The 14,321-nt window shown below is 69.2% G+C and carries 15 protein-coding genes; 9 read left to right on the top strand and 6 right to left on the bottom strand.

The window, feature by feature from the left end:
- Positions 1–200: 200 nt before the first annotated feature.
- The 6 genes from pip to mptB all read right to left on the bottom strand — a co-directional run bounded on the left by pip (position 201) and on the right by mptB (position 5,801).
- Positions 201–1,184: a prolyl aminopeptidase gene (pip, locus tag ON34_RS15390; protein ID WP_040779912.1), complete on the bottom strand. Its 984-nt coding sequence runs from the start codon at positions 1,182–1,184 to the stop codon at positions 201–203.
- Between the two features lie 28 nt (positions 1,185–1,212).
- Entirely contained in the window at positions 1,213–2,181 is a 969-nt protein-coding gene (locus ON34_RS15385) for a COX15/CtaA family protein (protein ID WP_040779910.1), read from the bottom strand.
- Between the two features lie 68 nt (positions 2,182–2,249).
- The gene (locus tag ON34_RS15380; RefSeq protein ID WP_040779909.1) at positions 2,250–3,041 is read right to left on the bottom strand and encodes an ABC transporter permease; all 792 of its coding nucleotides are present in this window, start codon (positions 3,039–3,041) and stop codon (positions 2,250–2,252) included.
- Positions 3,038–3,967: an ABC transporter ATP-binding protein gene (locus ON34_RS15375; RefSeq protein ID WP_040779908.1), complete on the bottom strand. Its 930-nt coding sequence runs from the start codon at positions 3,965–3,967 to the stop codon at positions 3,038–3,040. The genes ON34_RS15380 and ON34_RS15375 overlap by 4 nt, the downstream gene beginning before the upstream one ends.
- Positions 3,964–4,122 carry a hypothetical protein gene (locus ON34_RS36090; protein WP_157172311.1) on the bottom strand — a complete coding sequence of 53 codons (159 nt, stop codon included), beginning with the start codon at positions 4,120–4,122 and terminating at the stop codon, positions 3,964–3,966. The genes ON34_RS15375 and ON34_RS36090 overlap by 4 nt, the downstream gene beginning before the upstream one ends.
- The gene (gene mptB, locus ON34_RS15370) at positions 4,119–5,801 is read right to left on the bottom strand and encodes a polyprenol phosphomannose-dependent alpha 1,6 mannosyltransferase MptB (RefSeq protein ID WP_040779907.1); all 1,683 of its coding nucleotides are present in this window, start codon (positions 5,799–5,801) and stop codon (positions 4,119–4,121) included. Before mptB ends, ON34_RS36090 begins: the two co-directional genes overlap by 4 nt.
- Before the next feature lie 95 nt (positions 5,802–5,896).
- On the opposite strand from mptB, the gene ON34_RS15365 reads away from it, so the two are divergent.
- The 9 genes from ON34_RS15365 (at position 5,897) to ON34_RS15325 (ending at position 14,243) form a co-directional block, all read left to right on the top strand.
- Positions 5,897–6,553, top strand: coding sequence for a TetR/AcrR family transcriptional regulator (locus ON34_RS15365; protein ID WP_083889467.1), 657 nt, complete (start codon positions 5,897–5,899; stop codon positions 6,551–6,553).
- A 38-nt stretch (positions 6,554–6,591) separates the two neighbouring features.
- Entirely contained in the window at positions 6,592–7,611 is a 1,020-nt protein-coding gene (locus ON34_RS15360; protein WP_040779905.1) for a zinc-dependent alcohol dehydrogenase, read from the top strand.
- 276 nt (positions 7,612–7,887) lie between these two features.
- A complete protein-coding gene (locus ON34_RS15355) occupies positions 7,888–8,697 on the top strand; it encodes a helix-turn-helix transcriptional regulator (protein WP_040779904.1) in 810 nt (269 codons plus the stop codon).
- Positions 8,694–10,130, top strand: coding sequence for a Fe-S cluster assembly protein SufB (gene sufB, locus ON34_RS15350; RefSeq protein WP_040779903.1), 1,437 nt, complete (start codon positions 8,694–8,696; stop codon positions 10,128–10,130). Before ON34_RS15355 ends, sufB begins: the two co-directional genes overlap by 4 nt.
- Positions 10,130–11,308, top strand: a complete 1,179-nt coding sequence (sufD, locus tag ON34_RS15345; RefSeq protein WP_040779902.1) for a Fe-S cluster assembly protein SufD — start codon at positions 10,130–10,132, stop codon at positions 11,306–11,308. The genes sufB and sufD overlap by 1 nt, the downstream gene beginning before the upstream one ends.
- Before the next feature lie 32 nt (positions 11,309–11,340).
- Positions 11,341–12,117: a Fe-S cluster assembly ATPase SufC gene (gene sufC, locus ON34_RS15340; RefSeq protein ID WP_040779900.1), complete on the top strand. Its 777-nt coding sequence runs from the start codon at positions 11,341–11,343 to the stop codon at positions 12,115–12,117.
- Between the two features lies 1 nt (position 12,118).
- Positions 12,119–13,372 carry a cysteine desulfurase gene (locus ON34_RS15335; RefSeq protein ID WP_040779899.1) on the top strand — a complete coding sequence of 418 codons (1,254 nt, stop codon included), beginning with the start codon at positions 12,119–12,121 and terminating at the stop codon, positions 13,370–13,372.
- Positions 13,373–13,375: 3 nt separating this feature from the next.
- Entirely contained in the window at positions 13,376–13,843 is a 468-nt protein-coding gene (gene sufU, locus ON34_RS15330) for a Fe-S cluster assembly sulfur transfer protein SufU (RefSeq protein ID WP_040779898.1), read from the top strand.
- A 28-nt stretch (positions 13,844–13,871) separates the two neighbouring features.
- Entirely contained in the window at positions 13,872–14,243 is a 372-nt protein-coding gene (locus ON34_RS15325; RefSeq protein ID WP_040779897.1) for a metal-sulfur cluster assembly factor, read from the top strand.
- The last annotated feature ends 78 nt before the right edge of the window (positions 14,244–14,321 follow it).

Here is a 14,321-nt window from a genome sequence, read left to right as displayed (position 1 = left end):
TGTTCTCCGGGTGATCGCTGCGACGTGGTTGATTTCACATTTGCAGCCGACCACCCGCGCGCAACGGGGTCGCCGGGCCTCGATGGCAGGGACCTAAGACCTTCGTTCCGCCGAACCAGACGTTCGGCGGGGACCGATTGCTGGTCCGAGACCGACACCGAGACGGGTGACGAGTTGCCCGTCCCGCGCCGTCATCGCCCTCAGCAGGCGAACCGGTCGATGGCCCGCAGGACGGCGGTGCGCATGGCCGGGCTTCCTGTGTGCCCGGAATCCTCGATGACCTGCAGTTCTGCGTCGGGCCACGCCTGCGCCAGCTGCCAGGCCGTGTACAGCGGACCGCTCAGGTCGAGCCTGCCGTGGATCAGCACGCCGGGGATCCCCGCGAGCCGGTCGGCGTCCCGCAGTAATTGCCCGTCCTCCAGCCAGGCGGCGTTGGCGAAGTAATGCGTGCAGATCCGGACGAAAGCCAGTTGCGCCGCGTCCGGCTTGGCGCTGTATTGCCCTGGGCTGCCGAGGCCTTCATGGGCGATGACGGCATCCTCCCAGGCGCACCAGCGCCGCGACGCCAGCTCCCGCGTCGCCGCGTCGGGGCTTTCCATCAGTTTGCGATAAGCCTCGACGAGGTCGCCGTCGCGGTCGGCGACGGGAACACCGGCGCGGAAGGTCTCCCACTGCTCGGGCAGCAGCCGCGCCACGCCGCGATAGAGCCAGTCGATCTCTTCGGGCCTGGTCATCGTGACCCCGACGAGCACGATCTCGCTGACCCGCTCCGGGTAGCGCTGGGCGTAGGCGAGGATCAGCGTCGACCCCCAGGAACCGCCGTACAGCAGCCATCGATCGATGCCGAGGTGCTCGCGCAACCGTTCCATATCGGCGATCAGGTGGTCGGTGGTGTTGTGCGCCATGTCGACCGCAGGGTCGGAAGCGTGCGGAAGACTCTCCCCGCACCCGCGCTGATCGAACAGGACGATCCGGTAGACCCACGGGTCGAACGACTTCCGCGCGCCCCGCCGTCCTCCACCGCCGGGGCCGCCGTGCACGACCAGTGCCGGTTTGCCGGTCGGATTACCGCTGGTCTCCCAGTAGACGCGCTGGCCGTCTCCGACGTCGAGCAGCCCGTGGGCGTGCGGGTCGAGGTCGGGAAACGGCTGGGGTGCTCGGGGTTCCGGGTCAGGCGCGGACACGGACGACCACGGTACCCGGGGACGTGGTTCAGGCCGCCTGCGTAGCGGGGGCGGGTGCGCCGACCCGCTCCCTGGTGCGCAGCGATGCCCACAGCGCCGCGGTACCGGCGGTGCAGGCCGCGGCCCCGCCGACGTGCACGACGACCAGCGCCGCGGGCACATCGGTGAAGTACTGCACGACGCCGACCAGCGCCTGCGAGCAGACCAATCCGAGCAGCACCAGCAGCCGGGTGCGCACCGCGGGCGTGATGCCGACGGCGAACAGGCCGAACGCCAGGCCGATCAGCAGCGCGAGGTATCCCACCAGCAGCTGCGAGTGCAGGTGTACCAGCGTGACGATCTCGACCTGCAGCCGCTCGACGGGCCGCTCGATGCTCTTGTCACCCGCGTGCGGACCCGCCGCGGTCACCAGGGTGCCCGCGATCAAGACGGCGCCGAGCGCGACGCCGGTGAGTCCGGTGAGCCAGCGCAGCGGCGCGGGCGCCTGCACGGTGTCGACGCCGTCGTCGGGTTCGCCGATCTTCGCGTACAGCACCACCGCGAGCCAGACCATCACCATGGACGCGATCAGGTGCGTCGCGACGGTCCACCACAGCAGGCCGGTGCGGACCGTGATACCGCCGATGATCGCCTGCACGACCGTGCCGCCGGGCATCAGCCACGCGTACACCAGCACTTCGCGGCGTCGCCGCGCCCGGGTCACCGCGAGCACGACGAGCCCGGCGCACAGCGAGACGACGAAGGTGAGCAGCCGATTGGAGAACTCGACGGCCTGGTGGATGGCAGGAACCTCCGACACGGCGACCGGCGTGAAGCTGCCGGGGAAGCACTGCGGCCAGGTGGGGCAACCGAGACCGGACGCGGTGACTCGCACGACAGCGCCGGTGACCGAGATGCCCGCCTGGGAGAGGATCACCGCGACCGCGATCAGGCGCTGCACCCGCAGTGCGGGCAGCGGCAGCTTGTCGACGAGTCGCAGGAACGCGCGATACAGCACGTCGAAAATGGTAGCCCGGCCCGATCCTGCCGCCGCACCCGGTCTACTACATTCCGTCGTTGGATGGCTCACTGGAAGCGGAACAGCCGGGTCGCGAGGACACCGGACACCGCGCCCCACGCCGCCAGCACGGCCAGGCCGAACCAGTCGACGCTGGTGCGCATCGCGTCCTCCAAGGCGACGGCCAGCGCGCCCGAGGGCACCAGCCGGGCCAGCACGCTCACCGCGGTCGGCAGGTCGTCTCGGGCGAACACGATGCTGGCGATGCCGAGCATGACGAACCACAGGATGTTCGCCAGCGCGAGCACCACCTCGGCCTTGAGCGTGCCGCCGAGCAGCAGGCCCATCGCCGCGAAGGTGGCGGTGCCGAGCGCGATCACCGCCGCTCCGAGCAGTAGCCCGACGGGTTCCGGTCGCCAGCCCAGCGCGACGCCGATCAGGCCGAGCAGGACCGCTTGCAGCACCACCACGATGAGCACCGCCGCGCTCTTGCCCGCGATGACGCCCCAGCGCGGCAGCGCCGTCGCGCCGAGCCGCTTGAGCGCCCCGTAGCGACGGTCGAAGCCGACCGCGATGGCCTGACCGGTGAACGCGGTGGACATCACGGCCACCATCATCACCGCGGGCACGATCGTGTCCACCCGGTGCGTGCCCAGATCGCCGAACGGCAGCAGGCTCAGACCGATCAGCAGCGTGATCGGGATGAACATGGTCAGCAGCAGCTGTTCGCCGTTGCGCAGCAACAGGATCAGCTCCAGCCGGGTCTGCGCGAGCATCATCGCGGCGCGGGAACTTGGGCGCGGGGCGGGGGTGAAGGTGCCAGGCGTGAAGCGGTTGGCGGTCGAATCGTGCGTGCTCATCCCCGCAAATCCCGTCCGGTCAGTTCCAGGAAGACGTCTTCGAGACGGCGCTGATCGATCCGGATGTCGGTGGCCAGCACGTCCATCCGCGCGCACCACGCGGTGACGGTCGCGAGCACCTGCGGAGTGATCTCGCCCTCCACCAGATACGTGCCCGGCGCGGTCTCCCTGGGCGCGAAGCCTTCCGGAAGCGCCGCCTTCAACAGCTCCAAGTTCAGTTTGGCCGGCGCGCAGAACCGCAGCTGCCCGGCGGCCCCGTGCGCGGTGACCTCGGCCGGAGTGCCGGAGGCGACGATGCGGCCGTGGTCGATGATCACCAGGTGATCGGCGAGCTGCTCGGCCTCGTCCATCATGTGCGTCGTCAGCACGACGGTGACCCCGTCCCGGCGCAGGGCATCGATGAGTTCCCAGACCATCAGCCTGGCCTGGGCGTCCAGACCCGCGGTCGGCTCGTCCAGGAACACGATCTCCGGCTTGCCCACCAGGGCGCAGGCCAGTGCGAGGCGCTGCTGCTGGCCGCCGGAGAGACGACGGTAAGGCGTGCGCCGGTTGTCCTGGAGACCGAGCGTGCGCAGCAGCCAGTCGGGGTCGAGCGGATCGGCCGAGTAGGCGGCCACCAAGTCCAGCATTTCGCCCGCTCGCGCGCCCGGATACGCGCCGCCGCCTTGGAGCATGACGCCGATACGGGGACGAAGCCGTTCGGAATCGGCGATCGGGTCCAGGCCCAGCACCCGCACCGCGCCCGCGTCCGGCGCGGCGAATCCCTCGCACATCTCCACCGTCGTGGTCTTGCCCGCCCCGTTCGGCCCGAGCAGCGCGAGCACCTGCGCTGGTTCGACGTCGAACGTCAAGCCGTCCACCGCCGCCGTCTCGCCGTAGCGTTTGACGACACCGTCGACGCGAACGGCGGGCCCGGATGTGGTCACGACTTCGCCTCGCTGGCGTTCGGCTGCGTCGCGCCCAAAGGTGCTGTGTTGATGGTTCCCTCGCTGCGCACGGTCACGACTCCGCCTCGCTGGCGTTCGGCTGCGTCGTGCCCGTTGGTGCGGTGTCCAATGGTTCCCTCGCTGCGCTCGGTCACGATGTCACACCGTAAGAGGCGGGCACCTGTGACGGAGCCGACACCCCCGTCTGCCCGCGCCAGGGCAGCGCGTTGCGCGTGATCACGATGAACAGCACCCCGACGATCACCGTGGCGATCGCGGCGCCCACGATCTGGAACACCTCCAGATCGGCGCCGCGCGGCATCAGGATCACGCTCACGATCGCCGAGAACGCCACCGCCGGAACGCGGAACACCGGGCGGGTGGCCCACGCGGCCATCGGCACGATCGCCCACAGCAGATACCACGGCTGCACCACCGGGAACAGCAGCACGATGGCGCCCAGCGCCACGCCGAGCGCGCCCACCGCGTGCAGCCGACCCGTGCCGGTGGCCACCAGCATGCGCACCGTGAAGAAGCCCGCGACCAGCGCCGCGATCGGGCGGGTGATGCTCAGCAGCGCCGTGGTGTGGTCGCCGAGTCCGAGCAGCACGCCGCCGAATCCGGTGATGATGCCCAGCACCGTCGGCAGCGACATCCAGCTGCGCACCACGCTGGCCGTGTTGAGGGTGTAGATCCAGCCGAAGCCGAGCCCGCTCACCGAACTGATGAAAAGGGTTGTACCGATGGCTATCGCGCCGAGCATGGCGGCCGCGATGGCGACGGTGCGCAGGGAGGCGCCCCAGCGGCGGGCCAGCGCCATCCCCACGAAGCCGAGCGCGATGATCGAGGTGAATTTGATCGATGAGGAGAGCGTGATGATGACCGCGCCGCTGATCAGCCAGGCGTAGGCGCGGCCGTCGAACGGGTGGGTGTCCTCGATGGCGCGCAGGCAGAACTCGAGTCCGGCCAGCATCAGCCCGAGCATGAGCGCGTCGTTGTGCACGCCGCCGACCAGGTGGAACAGCACCAGTGGGTTGGCGGCGCCGAGCCACAGCGCGCTCACCGGCGCGACGCCGCAGCGCACCGACAACCGCGGCAGCGCCCAGACGATCAGCGCGACACCACCCAGCGCCAGCAGCCGGTGCACCCACACGCCCGCGATGATGTTGTCGCCGGTGAGTTCGGCGATCCCGCGACCGATCCAGAGGAATAGCGGACCGTAAGGCGCGGGCGTATCACGCCAAATGGTCGGAACGTTGTTGGTGAGGACGTTGTCGATCCCCAGCCCCGCCACCGGCCCCTCCTCATAGGGGTCGATGCCGCGCGCGGCGATCTCGCTCTGCGCGAGATAGGAGTACACGTCGTTGCTGAACAGCGGCGGCGCCACGGAGAGCGGGATGATCCACAGCAACAGCGTGCGATCCAGCTGCGAGCGGGTCAGCCGGTGGATGGGGGAGCCGCCGATGCCGCCCACCGCGAACCGGCCCAGCAGCAGCCAGGCCAGCACCACCACGACGGTGCCGGTCATGCACATGGCCAGCGAGCCGGTGTGCGCGCGGGCGAAGATGCCGAGCACGCGGACGCCGGAGGTCGGGTTCTGGTGCACCGGCTGCGCGCCGATGCCGAGCGCGCTGATCGCCATCAGCACGGTGCCCGTCGCGCCCATGAGGCGGATCCGGTCCAGCTGTGCCAGCTCTTTGCGGTCGAGGCCGGGTACTTCCGATTCGTCCCGATGCAGCACCGCGATGGTCTGATCGGGCGTGGGCACGTCGAGTCCGAGTGCCCGGCGCCCGAACGCCAGTGTCCTGCGCCGCGCGCCCTCCAGTACCGCCACGAGACGAAGCCTAGTTCGGGTGGCGGGCGCCCACCGCGAACGGGCACCGCTGGTTCCGATCTGGACCCCTCCCGTTGCCGGGGCACAATCGACGCATGGTTTCGGAGTCCAGGCGTCGGATCGAGGTCGCCGCGTGCGGGCTGCTGGCGCGGCACGGGTACCACGGGTTCGGGCTGAAGGCGTTGAGCGAAGCGGCCGAACTGCCGTACGGCTCGATCTATCACCACTTCCCCGGCGGCAAGGAGGAGATCGCGGTCGCCGCGATCACCGGCACCGGGGTGTTGACCGGCCGGATGATCCGGCAGGCTCCGAACGACGTGTTCGCCACCATGGCGACGCTGTTCGAATTCATGATCGCCAAGCTGGCGGACTCGGACTGGACCGACGGGTGCCCGATCGGGACGCCCGCGCTGGACGGCGGCAGCGACGTCGACGCGGTGCGCTCGGCCTGCGTCCGCGCCTTCGACGCGATGGAGCAGGCTTTCGCCGGGCTGCTCACCGAGCTGGGCCTCGGCGGGGAAGAAGCCGCGGCATTGGCCACGACCGTGGTCGCCGCCTATGAGGGCGCCACGATTCTGGCCCGGATCAGGCAGTCGGACGCGCCGTTGCGGACCGTGGCGGATTCCATGGAACGGTTGATCCGCTCGACGTTCGCCGCGAACGGCGCCGGAGCCGCATCAGATGATGCGCCGGGCCCGGCAGCGACCGGAAAAATTTCGGAAATGCCCCACGAACAGGGAGAGACGGCGTAAACCTTGACTAGAAAGAACGTTCTAGCGACACTCGGACGATGAAGCGTCTGATGCTCACCGGTCCCGGCGAAATGCGCTGGGAAGAACACCCCGAACCCGAACTGAGCGGGCCCGGCCAGGCCGTGGTGCGGCCGGTCGCGCTGGCCACCTGCGACATCGATCCCGCCGTCCTGCGGGGCGCGTTCCCGCTGCCCGGGCCGTACCCGTTCGGGCACGAGGGCGTCGCCGAGGTGGTCGCGGTCGGGCCCGAGGTCCGCGACATCACCGTGGGCGATCGCGTGGTCGTGCCCTTCCAGATCTCCTGCGGCAGTTGTCGGGCATGCGCGCGGGGCCGGACCGGAAACTGCCGGAGCCATCCGCCGCTGTCCACCTTCGGGCTGGGCGCCATGGGCGGGCTCGGCTGGGGCGGATTGTGGGCCGACCAGGCCTTGGTGCCGCACGCCGACGCCATGCTGGTCCCGCTGCCGTCCGGCGTCGATCCGGTCGCCGTGGCCAGCGCCAGCGACAACATCCCGGACGCCTATCGCTGCGTCGGGCCGCAACTCGCCGCCGACCCAGGCGCCGAAGTCCTGGTGATCGGCGGCCCCGCCGCCCCCTCCATCGGCTTGTACGCCGCCGGGCTCGCGGTGGCCCTCGGCTCCGCTCGCGTCGTCTACCTCGACGACTCCGCCGAGCGGTTGGAGATCGCGAAGTCACTCGGCGCGGAGGCGATCGAGGGTCCGCCGGACGCTCGCGTCGGCCGGTTCCCGATCGTCGTGGAGGCGGCGGGCGGGGCGAAGGCGCTGCGCGCGGCGATCGGCGCGGCCGCCTACGACGGGTGGTGCACCAGCGTCAGCGTCCAGTTGCAGGATGTCGCGCTGCCGATCCTCGATATGTACAGCCGCTGCTGCACCTTCCACACCGGCCGCGCGCACGTCCGTCCGGTGATTCCCGCGGTCCTCGATCTGGTCGCCGCGGGCCGCTTCGATCCGGCGCTGGTCACGACCGCCACGGTCGCGTGGGACGAGGCCGTGGACGCGCTCCTGGAGACGCCGATGAAGCTGGTCGCCGTGCGGTAATCGCCGCTTGTGACCAATCGCACTCCGCTCGCTCGTCACCGGGCCGGTCGCGCTCGCCCGGAGCGATGACCGTTCGGCGAGGGGCGAGCGATCGCCGACCGGATTCGTTCGGCGTCGACTATCCGCAGGTCAGCCGGGGGAATACGAGCACAGGCGGCGGGTGGGCGGCCGTCCTCTGCGACCGCTCCGCGCCGCGTGATTCGCCCAGGTCAGTGGGGTGAGGAACTCAGGGCACCCTTATTAGATTTCGGGAACGAATTCCGCCACACTGATGTTGTGAAAACCGTGGGTTTGCGGAGAGACGACGCAGGAGCCGGTCGCAAGGCCGGCGCCGGGTCGGCCGCTGCGCCCGCGACGGTCGGCGGCGAGGGACATACCCGGGCGGCCATCGTCCAGTTGCTGCTGGAGGAAGGGCCGATCACCGCGACCGCCATCGGGAGCAGGCTGGGCCTGGCCCCGGCGGGCGTGCGCAGGCATCTGGACGCCCTGATCGAGTCCGGACAGGCACGAGCCAGCCGATCGGCGCCGTGGCAGCAGAAGGGTCGCGGCCGCCCGGCCAAGCAATACCAGCTCACCGCGGCGGGACGGGGCAAACTTGGCCACGCCTACGACGATCTGGCCGGAGCCGCCATGCGGCAACTCGGCAAGATCGGCGGCGACCAGGCCATCACCGAGTTCGCCCGCCAACGGGCACGCACTATCGTGGCCGGGATCGAACCGGTCGCCGAGCACACCCCGGAGCAGACCGAGGCCAAGGCCGAGGAGATCGCCGAGGCGTTCACCGACGCCGGTTTCGCCGCCACCACCCGCAAGGTGGGGACGGGCGTACAGATCTGCCAGCATCACTGCCCGGTCTCGCACGTCGCCGAGGAGTTCCCGCAGTTGTGCGCGGCCGAGCTCGAGGCGTTCCGTGAGCTGCTCGGCACGCATGTGCAGCGGCTGGCGACGATCGCCAACGGCGACTGCGCGTGCACCACGCACGTGCCGCTGGTGGTTCCACCGATAGCGCACACCACAACGTCAGCACCAACCGCTGCACAGCCCGCAGCGGTACGAACGAACGACTCCGGAAGGAGTGCCGAATGACGACGACCACCGACCAGGTGCAACCGCTCACCCAGGAAGAGGCCATCGCCTCCCTGGGCAAATACGGTTACGGCTGGGCCGATTCGGATGTGGCCGGCGCCAGCGCGCAACGAGGTCTGTCCGAGGCGGTTGTCCGCGACATCTCGGCGAAGAAGAACGAGCCGGAGTGGATGCTCGAGCAGCGGCTCAAGGCGCTGCGCATCTTCGAGCGCAAGCCGATGCCGATCTGGGGCTCCAATCTCGATGGCATCGACTTCGACAACATCAAGTACTTCGTGCGCTCGACCGAGAAGCAGGCCGCGTCCTGGGACGAGCTGCCCGAGGACATCAAGAACACCTACGACAAGCTGGGCATCCCGGAGGCGGAGAAGCAGCGGCTGGTCGCCGGTGTCGCCGCGCAGTACGAGTCCGAGGTCGTCTACCACCAGATCCGCGAGGACCTGGAGGCGCAGGGCGTGATCTTCCTGGACACCGACACCGGTCTCAAGGAGCACCCGGAGATCTTCCAGCAGTACTTCGGTTCGGTGATCCCGGCCGGCGACAACAAGTTCTCGGCGCTGAACACCGCGGTGTGGTCGGGCGGCTCGTTCATCTACGTGCCGCCGGGCGTGCACGTCGACATCCCGCTGCAGGCCTACTTCCGGATCAACACCGAGAACATGGGCCAGTTCGAGCGGACGCTGATCATTGTCGACGAGGGCGCCTACGTGCACTACGTCGAGGGCTGCACCGCGCCGATCTACAAGTCGGACTCGCTGCACTCCGCGGTGGTGGAGATCATCGTGAAGAAGGGCGGCCGCTGCCGCTACACCACGATCCAGAACTGGTCCAACAACGTCTACAACCTGGTCACCAAGCGGGCCAAGGCCGAGGCGGGCGCCACCATGGAGTGGATCGACGGCAACATCGGCTCCAAGGTCACCATGAAGTACCCGGCGGTCTGGATGACCGGCGAGTACGCCAAGGGCGAGGTGCTCTCGGTGGCCTTCGCCGGTGAAGGCCAGCACCAGGACACCGGCGCGAAGATGCTGCACCTTGCTCCGCACACGTCCTCGACCATCGTGTCGAAGTCGGTGGCGCGCGGCGGCGGCCGGGCCTCCTACCGCGGCCTGGTGCAGGTGAACAAGGGCGCGCACGGCTCGAAGTCCACGGTGAAGTGCGACGCGCTGCTGGTCGACACGATCAGCCGCTCCGACACCTACCCCTACGTCGACATCCGCGAGGACGACGTGACCATGGGACACGAGGCGACCGTCTCCAAGGTCTCCGAGGACCAGCTGTTCTACCTGATGAGCCGAGGCCTCACCGAGGACGAGGCGATGGCCATGGTGGTGCGCGGCTTCGTCGAGCCCATCGCCAAGGAACTGCCCATGGAATACGCGCTCGAACTCAACCGCCTGATCGAACTGCAGATGGAAGGAGCCGTCGGCTGATGGCAATCGAGAACGTTGCCGAAGCGGCCGAGGCTCGTACCCCCGCGCTCAACAAGGGCGAGGTCTTCACCTCGTTCGACGTCAACGCCTTCGAAGTGCCCTCCGGCAAGGACGAGGCGTGGCGGTTCACGCCGCTGCGCCGCCTGCGCGGACTGCAGGACGGCACCGCGGTCCGCGACGGCCGCGCGACGGTCGAGGTCGCGGCGGGCGACGGCGTGACGGTGGAGACGGTCGACCGCGCCGACGCCCGGCTCGGCGCGGGCGGCGTGCCCTCGGATCGCGTTGCGGCGCAGGCGTACTCGGGCTTCGAACAGGCCACCATCGTGTCGGTCGGGAAAGAGGTCGAGGTCGCCGCACCGGTGACCGTCACGATCACCGGCCCCGGCGAGGGCAAGACCGCCTACGGGCACCTGCAGATCCGCCTGGACCGCTTCGCCAACGCCACCGTGGTCATCGATCAGCGCGGCAGCGGAACCTACGCCGAGAACGTGGAATTCGTGCTCGGTGATTCCGCCAAGCTGACCGTCGTGGCCGTGCAGGACTGGGCCGACGACGCGGTCCACGTCACCGCGCACCACGCCAAGCTCGGCCGCGACGCCACCCTGCGGCACACCTCGGTCACCCTCGGCGGCGACTTGGTGCGGCTGACCGGCAACGTCCGCTACGACGGCCCCGGCGGCGACGCGGAACTGCTCGGCCTCTACTTCGCTGACGCGGGCCAGCACTTCGAACAGCGCCTGCTGGTCGACCACGCGGTGCCCAACTGCAAGTCGAACGTGCTGTACAAGGGTGCGCTGCAAGGCGACCCGCACTCGCCGAAGGGCGATGCCCGCACCGTCTGGGTGGGTGACGTGCTCATCCGCGCCGCGGCCGAGGGCACCGACACCTTCGAGGTGAACCGCAACCTGGTGCTCACCGACGGGGCCAGGGCCGACTCGGTGCCGAACCTGGAGATCGAGACCGGCGAGATCGTCGGCGCGGGACACGCGTCCGCGACCGGCCGGTTCGACGACGAGCAACTGTTCTACCTGCGCGCCCGCGGCATCCCGGAGGACGCGGCCCGCCGTCTGGTGGTGCGCGGCTTCTTCCACGAGATCATCCAGAAGATCGCGGTACCCGAGGTCCGGGAGCGGCTGGAGGCGGCCATCGAGGCCGAGCTCGCCGCCATCGGCGCATGAACGAACCAGACCTTCTACAGCTAAGGAATTCGATGACCACCCTGGAAATCAAGGACCTGCACGTCGAGGTCGCCAACCCTGACGAGACCGGCGAGCCCATCAAGATCCTCAAGGGCGTGAACCTCACGGTGAGCTCCGGTGAGACGCACGCGATCATGGGCCCGAACGGCTCCGGCAAGTCGACGCTGTCCTACGCGATCGCCGGTCACCCGAAGTACACGGTGACCTCCGGCTCGATCACGCTCGACGGCGAGGACGTGCTGGAGATGTCGGTCGACGAGCGCGCGCGTGCGGGCCTGTTCCTGGCCATGCAGTACCCGGTCGAGGTTCCCGGCGTCTCGATGTCGAACTTCCTGCGCACCGCCGCCACCGCCGTCCGCGGTGAGGCCCCCAAGCTGCGGCACTGGGTCAAGGAGGTGAAGGAGTCGATGAGCGAGCTGGAGATCGACGCCGCCTTCGCCGACCGCAGCGTGAACGAGGGCTTCTCCGGCGGTGAGAAGAAGCGCCACGAGATCCTGCAGCTGGGCCTGCTGAAGCCGAAGATCGCGATCCTGGACGAGACCGACTCCGGCCTCGACGTCGACGCGCTGCGCATCGTCTCCGAAGGCGTCAACCGCTACAAGGAGCGCGAGAACGGCGGCGTCCTGCTGATCACGCACTACACCCGCATCCTGCGCTACATCCAGCCGCAGTTCGTGCACGTCTTCGTCGGCGGCCGCATCGTCGCCGAGGGCGGTCCCGAACTCGCCGAGGAACTCGACGCCAACGGCTACGTCCGTTTCACTCAGACCGCTACCGCTGGAGCTTGATATGACCGCTACGGTCCGCACCCTCGACGTCGCCCGCATCCGGGCCGACTTCCCGATCCTGAGCCGCACGGTTCGGGACGGGAAACCGTTGGTGTACTTGGACTCCGGCGCGACCGCGCAGCGGCCGATCACTGTGCTGGAAGCCGAACGGGACTTCCTGATCACCAGCAACTCCGCGGTGCACCGCGGCGCGCACCAGCTGGCGGAGGAGGCGACCGACGCCTATGAGGGCGCCCGGGCCGATATCGCGCGGTTCGTCGGCGTCGACGCGGGCGAGATCGTGTTCACCAAGAACGCCACCGAGTCGCTGAACCTGGTGACCTACGCCTTCGCCGACGACCGGTTCCCCTACCACGTCGGCCCGGGCGACGAGATCGTCATCACCGAGCTGGAGCACCACGCGAACCTGGTGCCCTGGCAGGAGCTGGCCCGCCGCACCGGCGCGACGCTGAAGTGGTACGGCGTCACCGAGGACGGCCGCATCGACCTCGACTCGCTGGAACTGTCGCCCGCCACGAAGGTGGTCGCGTTCACTCATCAGTCCAACGTCACCGGCGCCGTCGCCCCGGTCGCCGAGCTGGTGCGCCGGGCCGAGAACGTCGGCGCGCTGGTGGTGCTCGACGCCTGCCAGTCGGTGCCGCACATGCCGGTGGACTTCCGCGAGCTGGGCGTCGACTTCGCCGCGTTCTCCGGGCACAAGATGCTCGGCCCCTCCGGCGTCGGCGTGCTCTACGGCCGCCGCGCGCTGCTGGAGGAGATTCCGCCGTTCATCAGCGGCGGGTCCATGATCGAGACGGTGTTCATGGACCACAGCACCTACGCTCCGCCGCCGCAGCGGTTCGAGGCGGGCGTACCGATGACCTCGCAGGTGGTCGGATTGGGCGCGGCCGTGCGGTATCTGGAAGAGATCGGCATGGACGCCGTTGCGGCGCACGAGCATACGCTGGTCGCCGCGGCGCTGGAGGGTCTCGGCGCGATCGAAGGCGTGCGCATCATCGGCCCCACCGAGAACATCGACCGCGGTGGCGCGGTGGCGTTCGTGGTCGACGGCATCCACGCTCACGACGTCGGCCAGATCCTGGACGACGAGGGCGTCGCCATCCGGGTGGGCCACCACTGTGCGTGGCCGCTGCACCGGCGCTTCGGCGTCGCCGCCACCGCCCGCGCCTCGTTCGCGGTCTACAACACGCTCGCCGAGGTGGACGCGCTGGTCGCCGCGGTGCGGAAGGCCCAGAGCTTCTTCGGAGTTGCATAAGACATGCGCATGGAGCAGATGTACCAGGAAGTGATCCTGGACCACTACAAGCACCCGCATCGCCGCGGGCTGCGGGAGCCGTACGGTGCCGAGGTGCACCACGTGAACCCGACCTGCGGCGACGAGGTGACCCTGCGCGTTCAACTGGACGGCAACGGCGACGTCGCCGACGTCTCCTACGACGGGCAGGGCTGCTCGATCAGCCAGGCCGCCACCTCGATCCTCACCGATCAGGTCATCGGGCTGCCGGTGCAGCAGGCGCTGAAGGTGGTCGACTCCTACAGCGAGATGATCTCCAGCCGCGGCACCATCGAAGGCGACGAAGACGTGATCGGCGACGGCATCGCCCTCGCCGGGGTGTCGAAGTATCCCGCGCGGGTGAAGTGCGCGCTGCTCGGGTGGATGGCGTTCAAGGACGCCGTCCTGCGGATCGGCCCCGAGCAGCCCGCGCGCACGGCAGAAGAGAAGTGAAGCGTCCGATGGGAAACGGGGAAGCGTCATGAGTGACACACCGGCCACCGACACGACCGAGCAGGCCGAGCTGTCCGCCGAGGACATCAAGCTGCTCGAGGACATCGAAGAGGCGATGCGCGACGTCGTCGACCCGGAACTCGGCATCAACGTCGTCGACTTGGGCCTGGTCTACGGACTGCGCGTCGAAGAGGACAACGTCGCCGTCCTCGACATGACGCTGACATCGGCGGCCTGCCCCCTCACCGATGTCATCGAGGACCAGTCGCGCAACGCGCTGGTGCGCAGCGGACTGGTGGAGGATTTGAAGATCAATTGGGTCTGGATGCCGCCGTGGGGTCCGGACAAGATCACCGAGGACGGCCGCGAGCAGCTGCGCGCTCTCGGGTTCACGGTTTAGCGTCCTCGCGCCTTCGGGTAGCGGCGTCCGACATCGGGCCCGGATCGCAACGATCCGGGCCCGTCGCATGTCCTTGTG

The sequence above is a fragment of the Nocardia pneumoniae NBRC 100136 genome, from assembly GCF_000308755.1.
GTDB classification, from domain to species: domain Bacteria; phylum Actinomycetota; class Actinomycetes; order Mycobacteriales; family Mycobacteriaceae; genus Nocardia; species Nocardia pneumoniae.
This window is presented reverse-complemented; position numbering and strand designations above follow the sequence as displayed.

Excerpts from the sequence above, each read along its gene's own strand:
- ON34_RS15380 (WP_040779909.1), bottom strand. The coding sequence starts at position 3,041 with ATGAGCACGCACGATTCGACCGCCAACCGCTTCACGCCTGGCACCTTC.
- ON34_RS15365 (WP_083889467.1), top strand. The coding sequence starts at position 5,897 with ATGGTTTCGGAGTCCAGGCGTCGGATCGAGGTCGCCGCGTGCGGGCTG.
- ON34_RS15360 (WP_040779905.1), top strand. The coding sequence starts at position 6,592 with ATGAAGCGTCTGATGCTCACCGGTCCCGGCGAAATGCGCTGGGAAGAA.
- sufB (WP_040779903.1), top strand. The coding sequence starts at position 8,694 with ATGACGACGACCACCGACCAGGTGCAACCGCTCACCCAGGAAGAGGCC.
- sufD (WP_040779902.1), top strand. The coding sequence starts at position 10,130 with ATGGCAATCGAGAACGTTGCCGAAGCGGCCGAGGCTCGTACCCCCGCG.
- sufC (WP_040779900.1), top strand. The coding sequence starts at position 11,341 with ATGACCACCCTGGAAATCAAGGACCTGCACGTCGAGGTCGCCAACCCT.
- ON34_RS15335 (WP_040779899.1), top strand. The coding sequence starts at position 12,119 with ATGACCGCTACGGTCCGCACCCTCGACGTCGCCCGCATCCGGGCCGAC.
- sufU (WP_040779898.1), top strand. The coding sequence starts at position 13,376 with ATGCGCATGGAGCAGATGTACCAGGAAGTGATCCTGGACCACTACAAG.
- ON34_RS15325 (WP_040779897.1), top strand. The coding sequence starts at position 13,872 with ATGAGTGACACACCGGCCACCGACACGACCGAGCAGGCCGAGCTGTCC.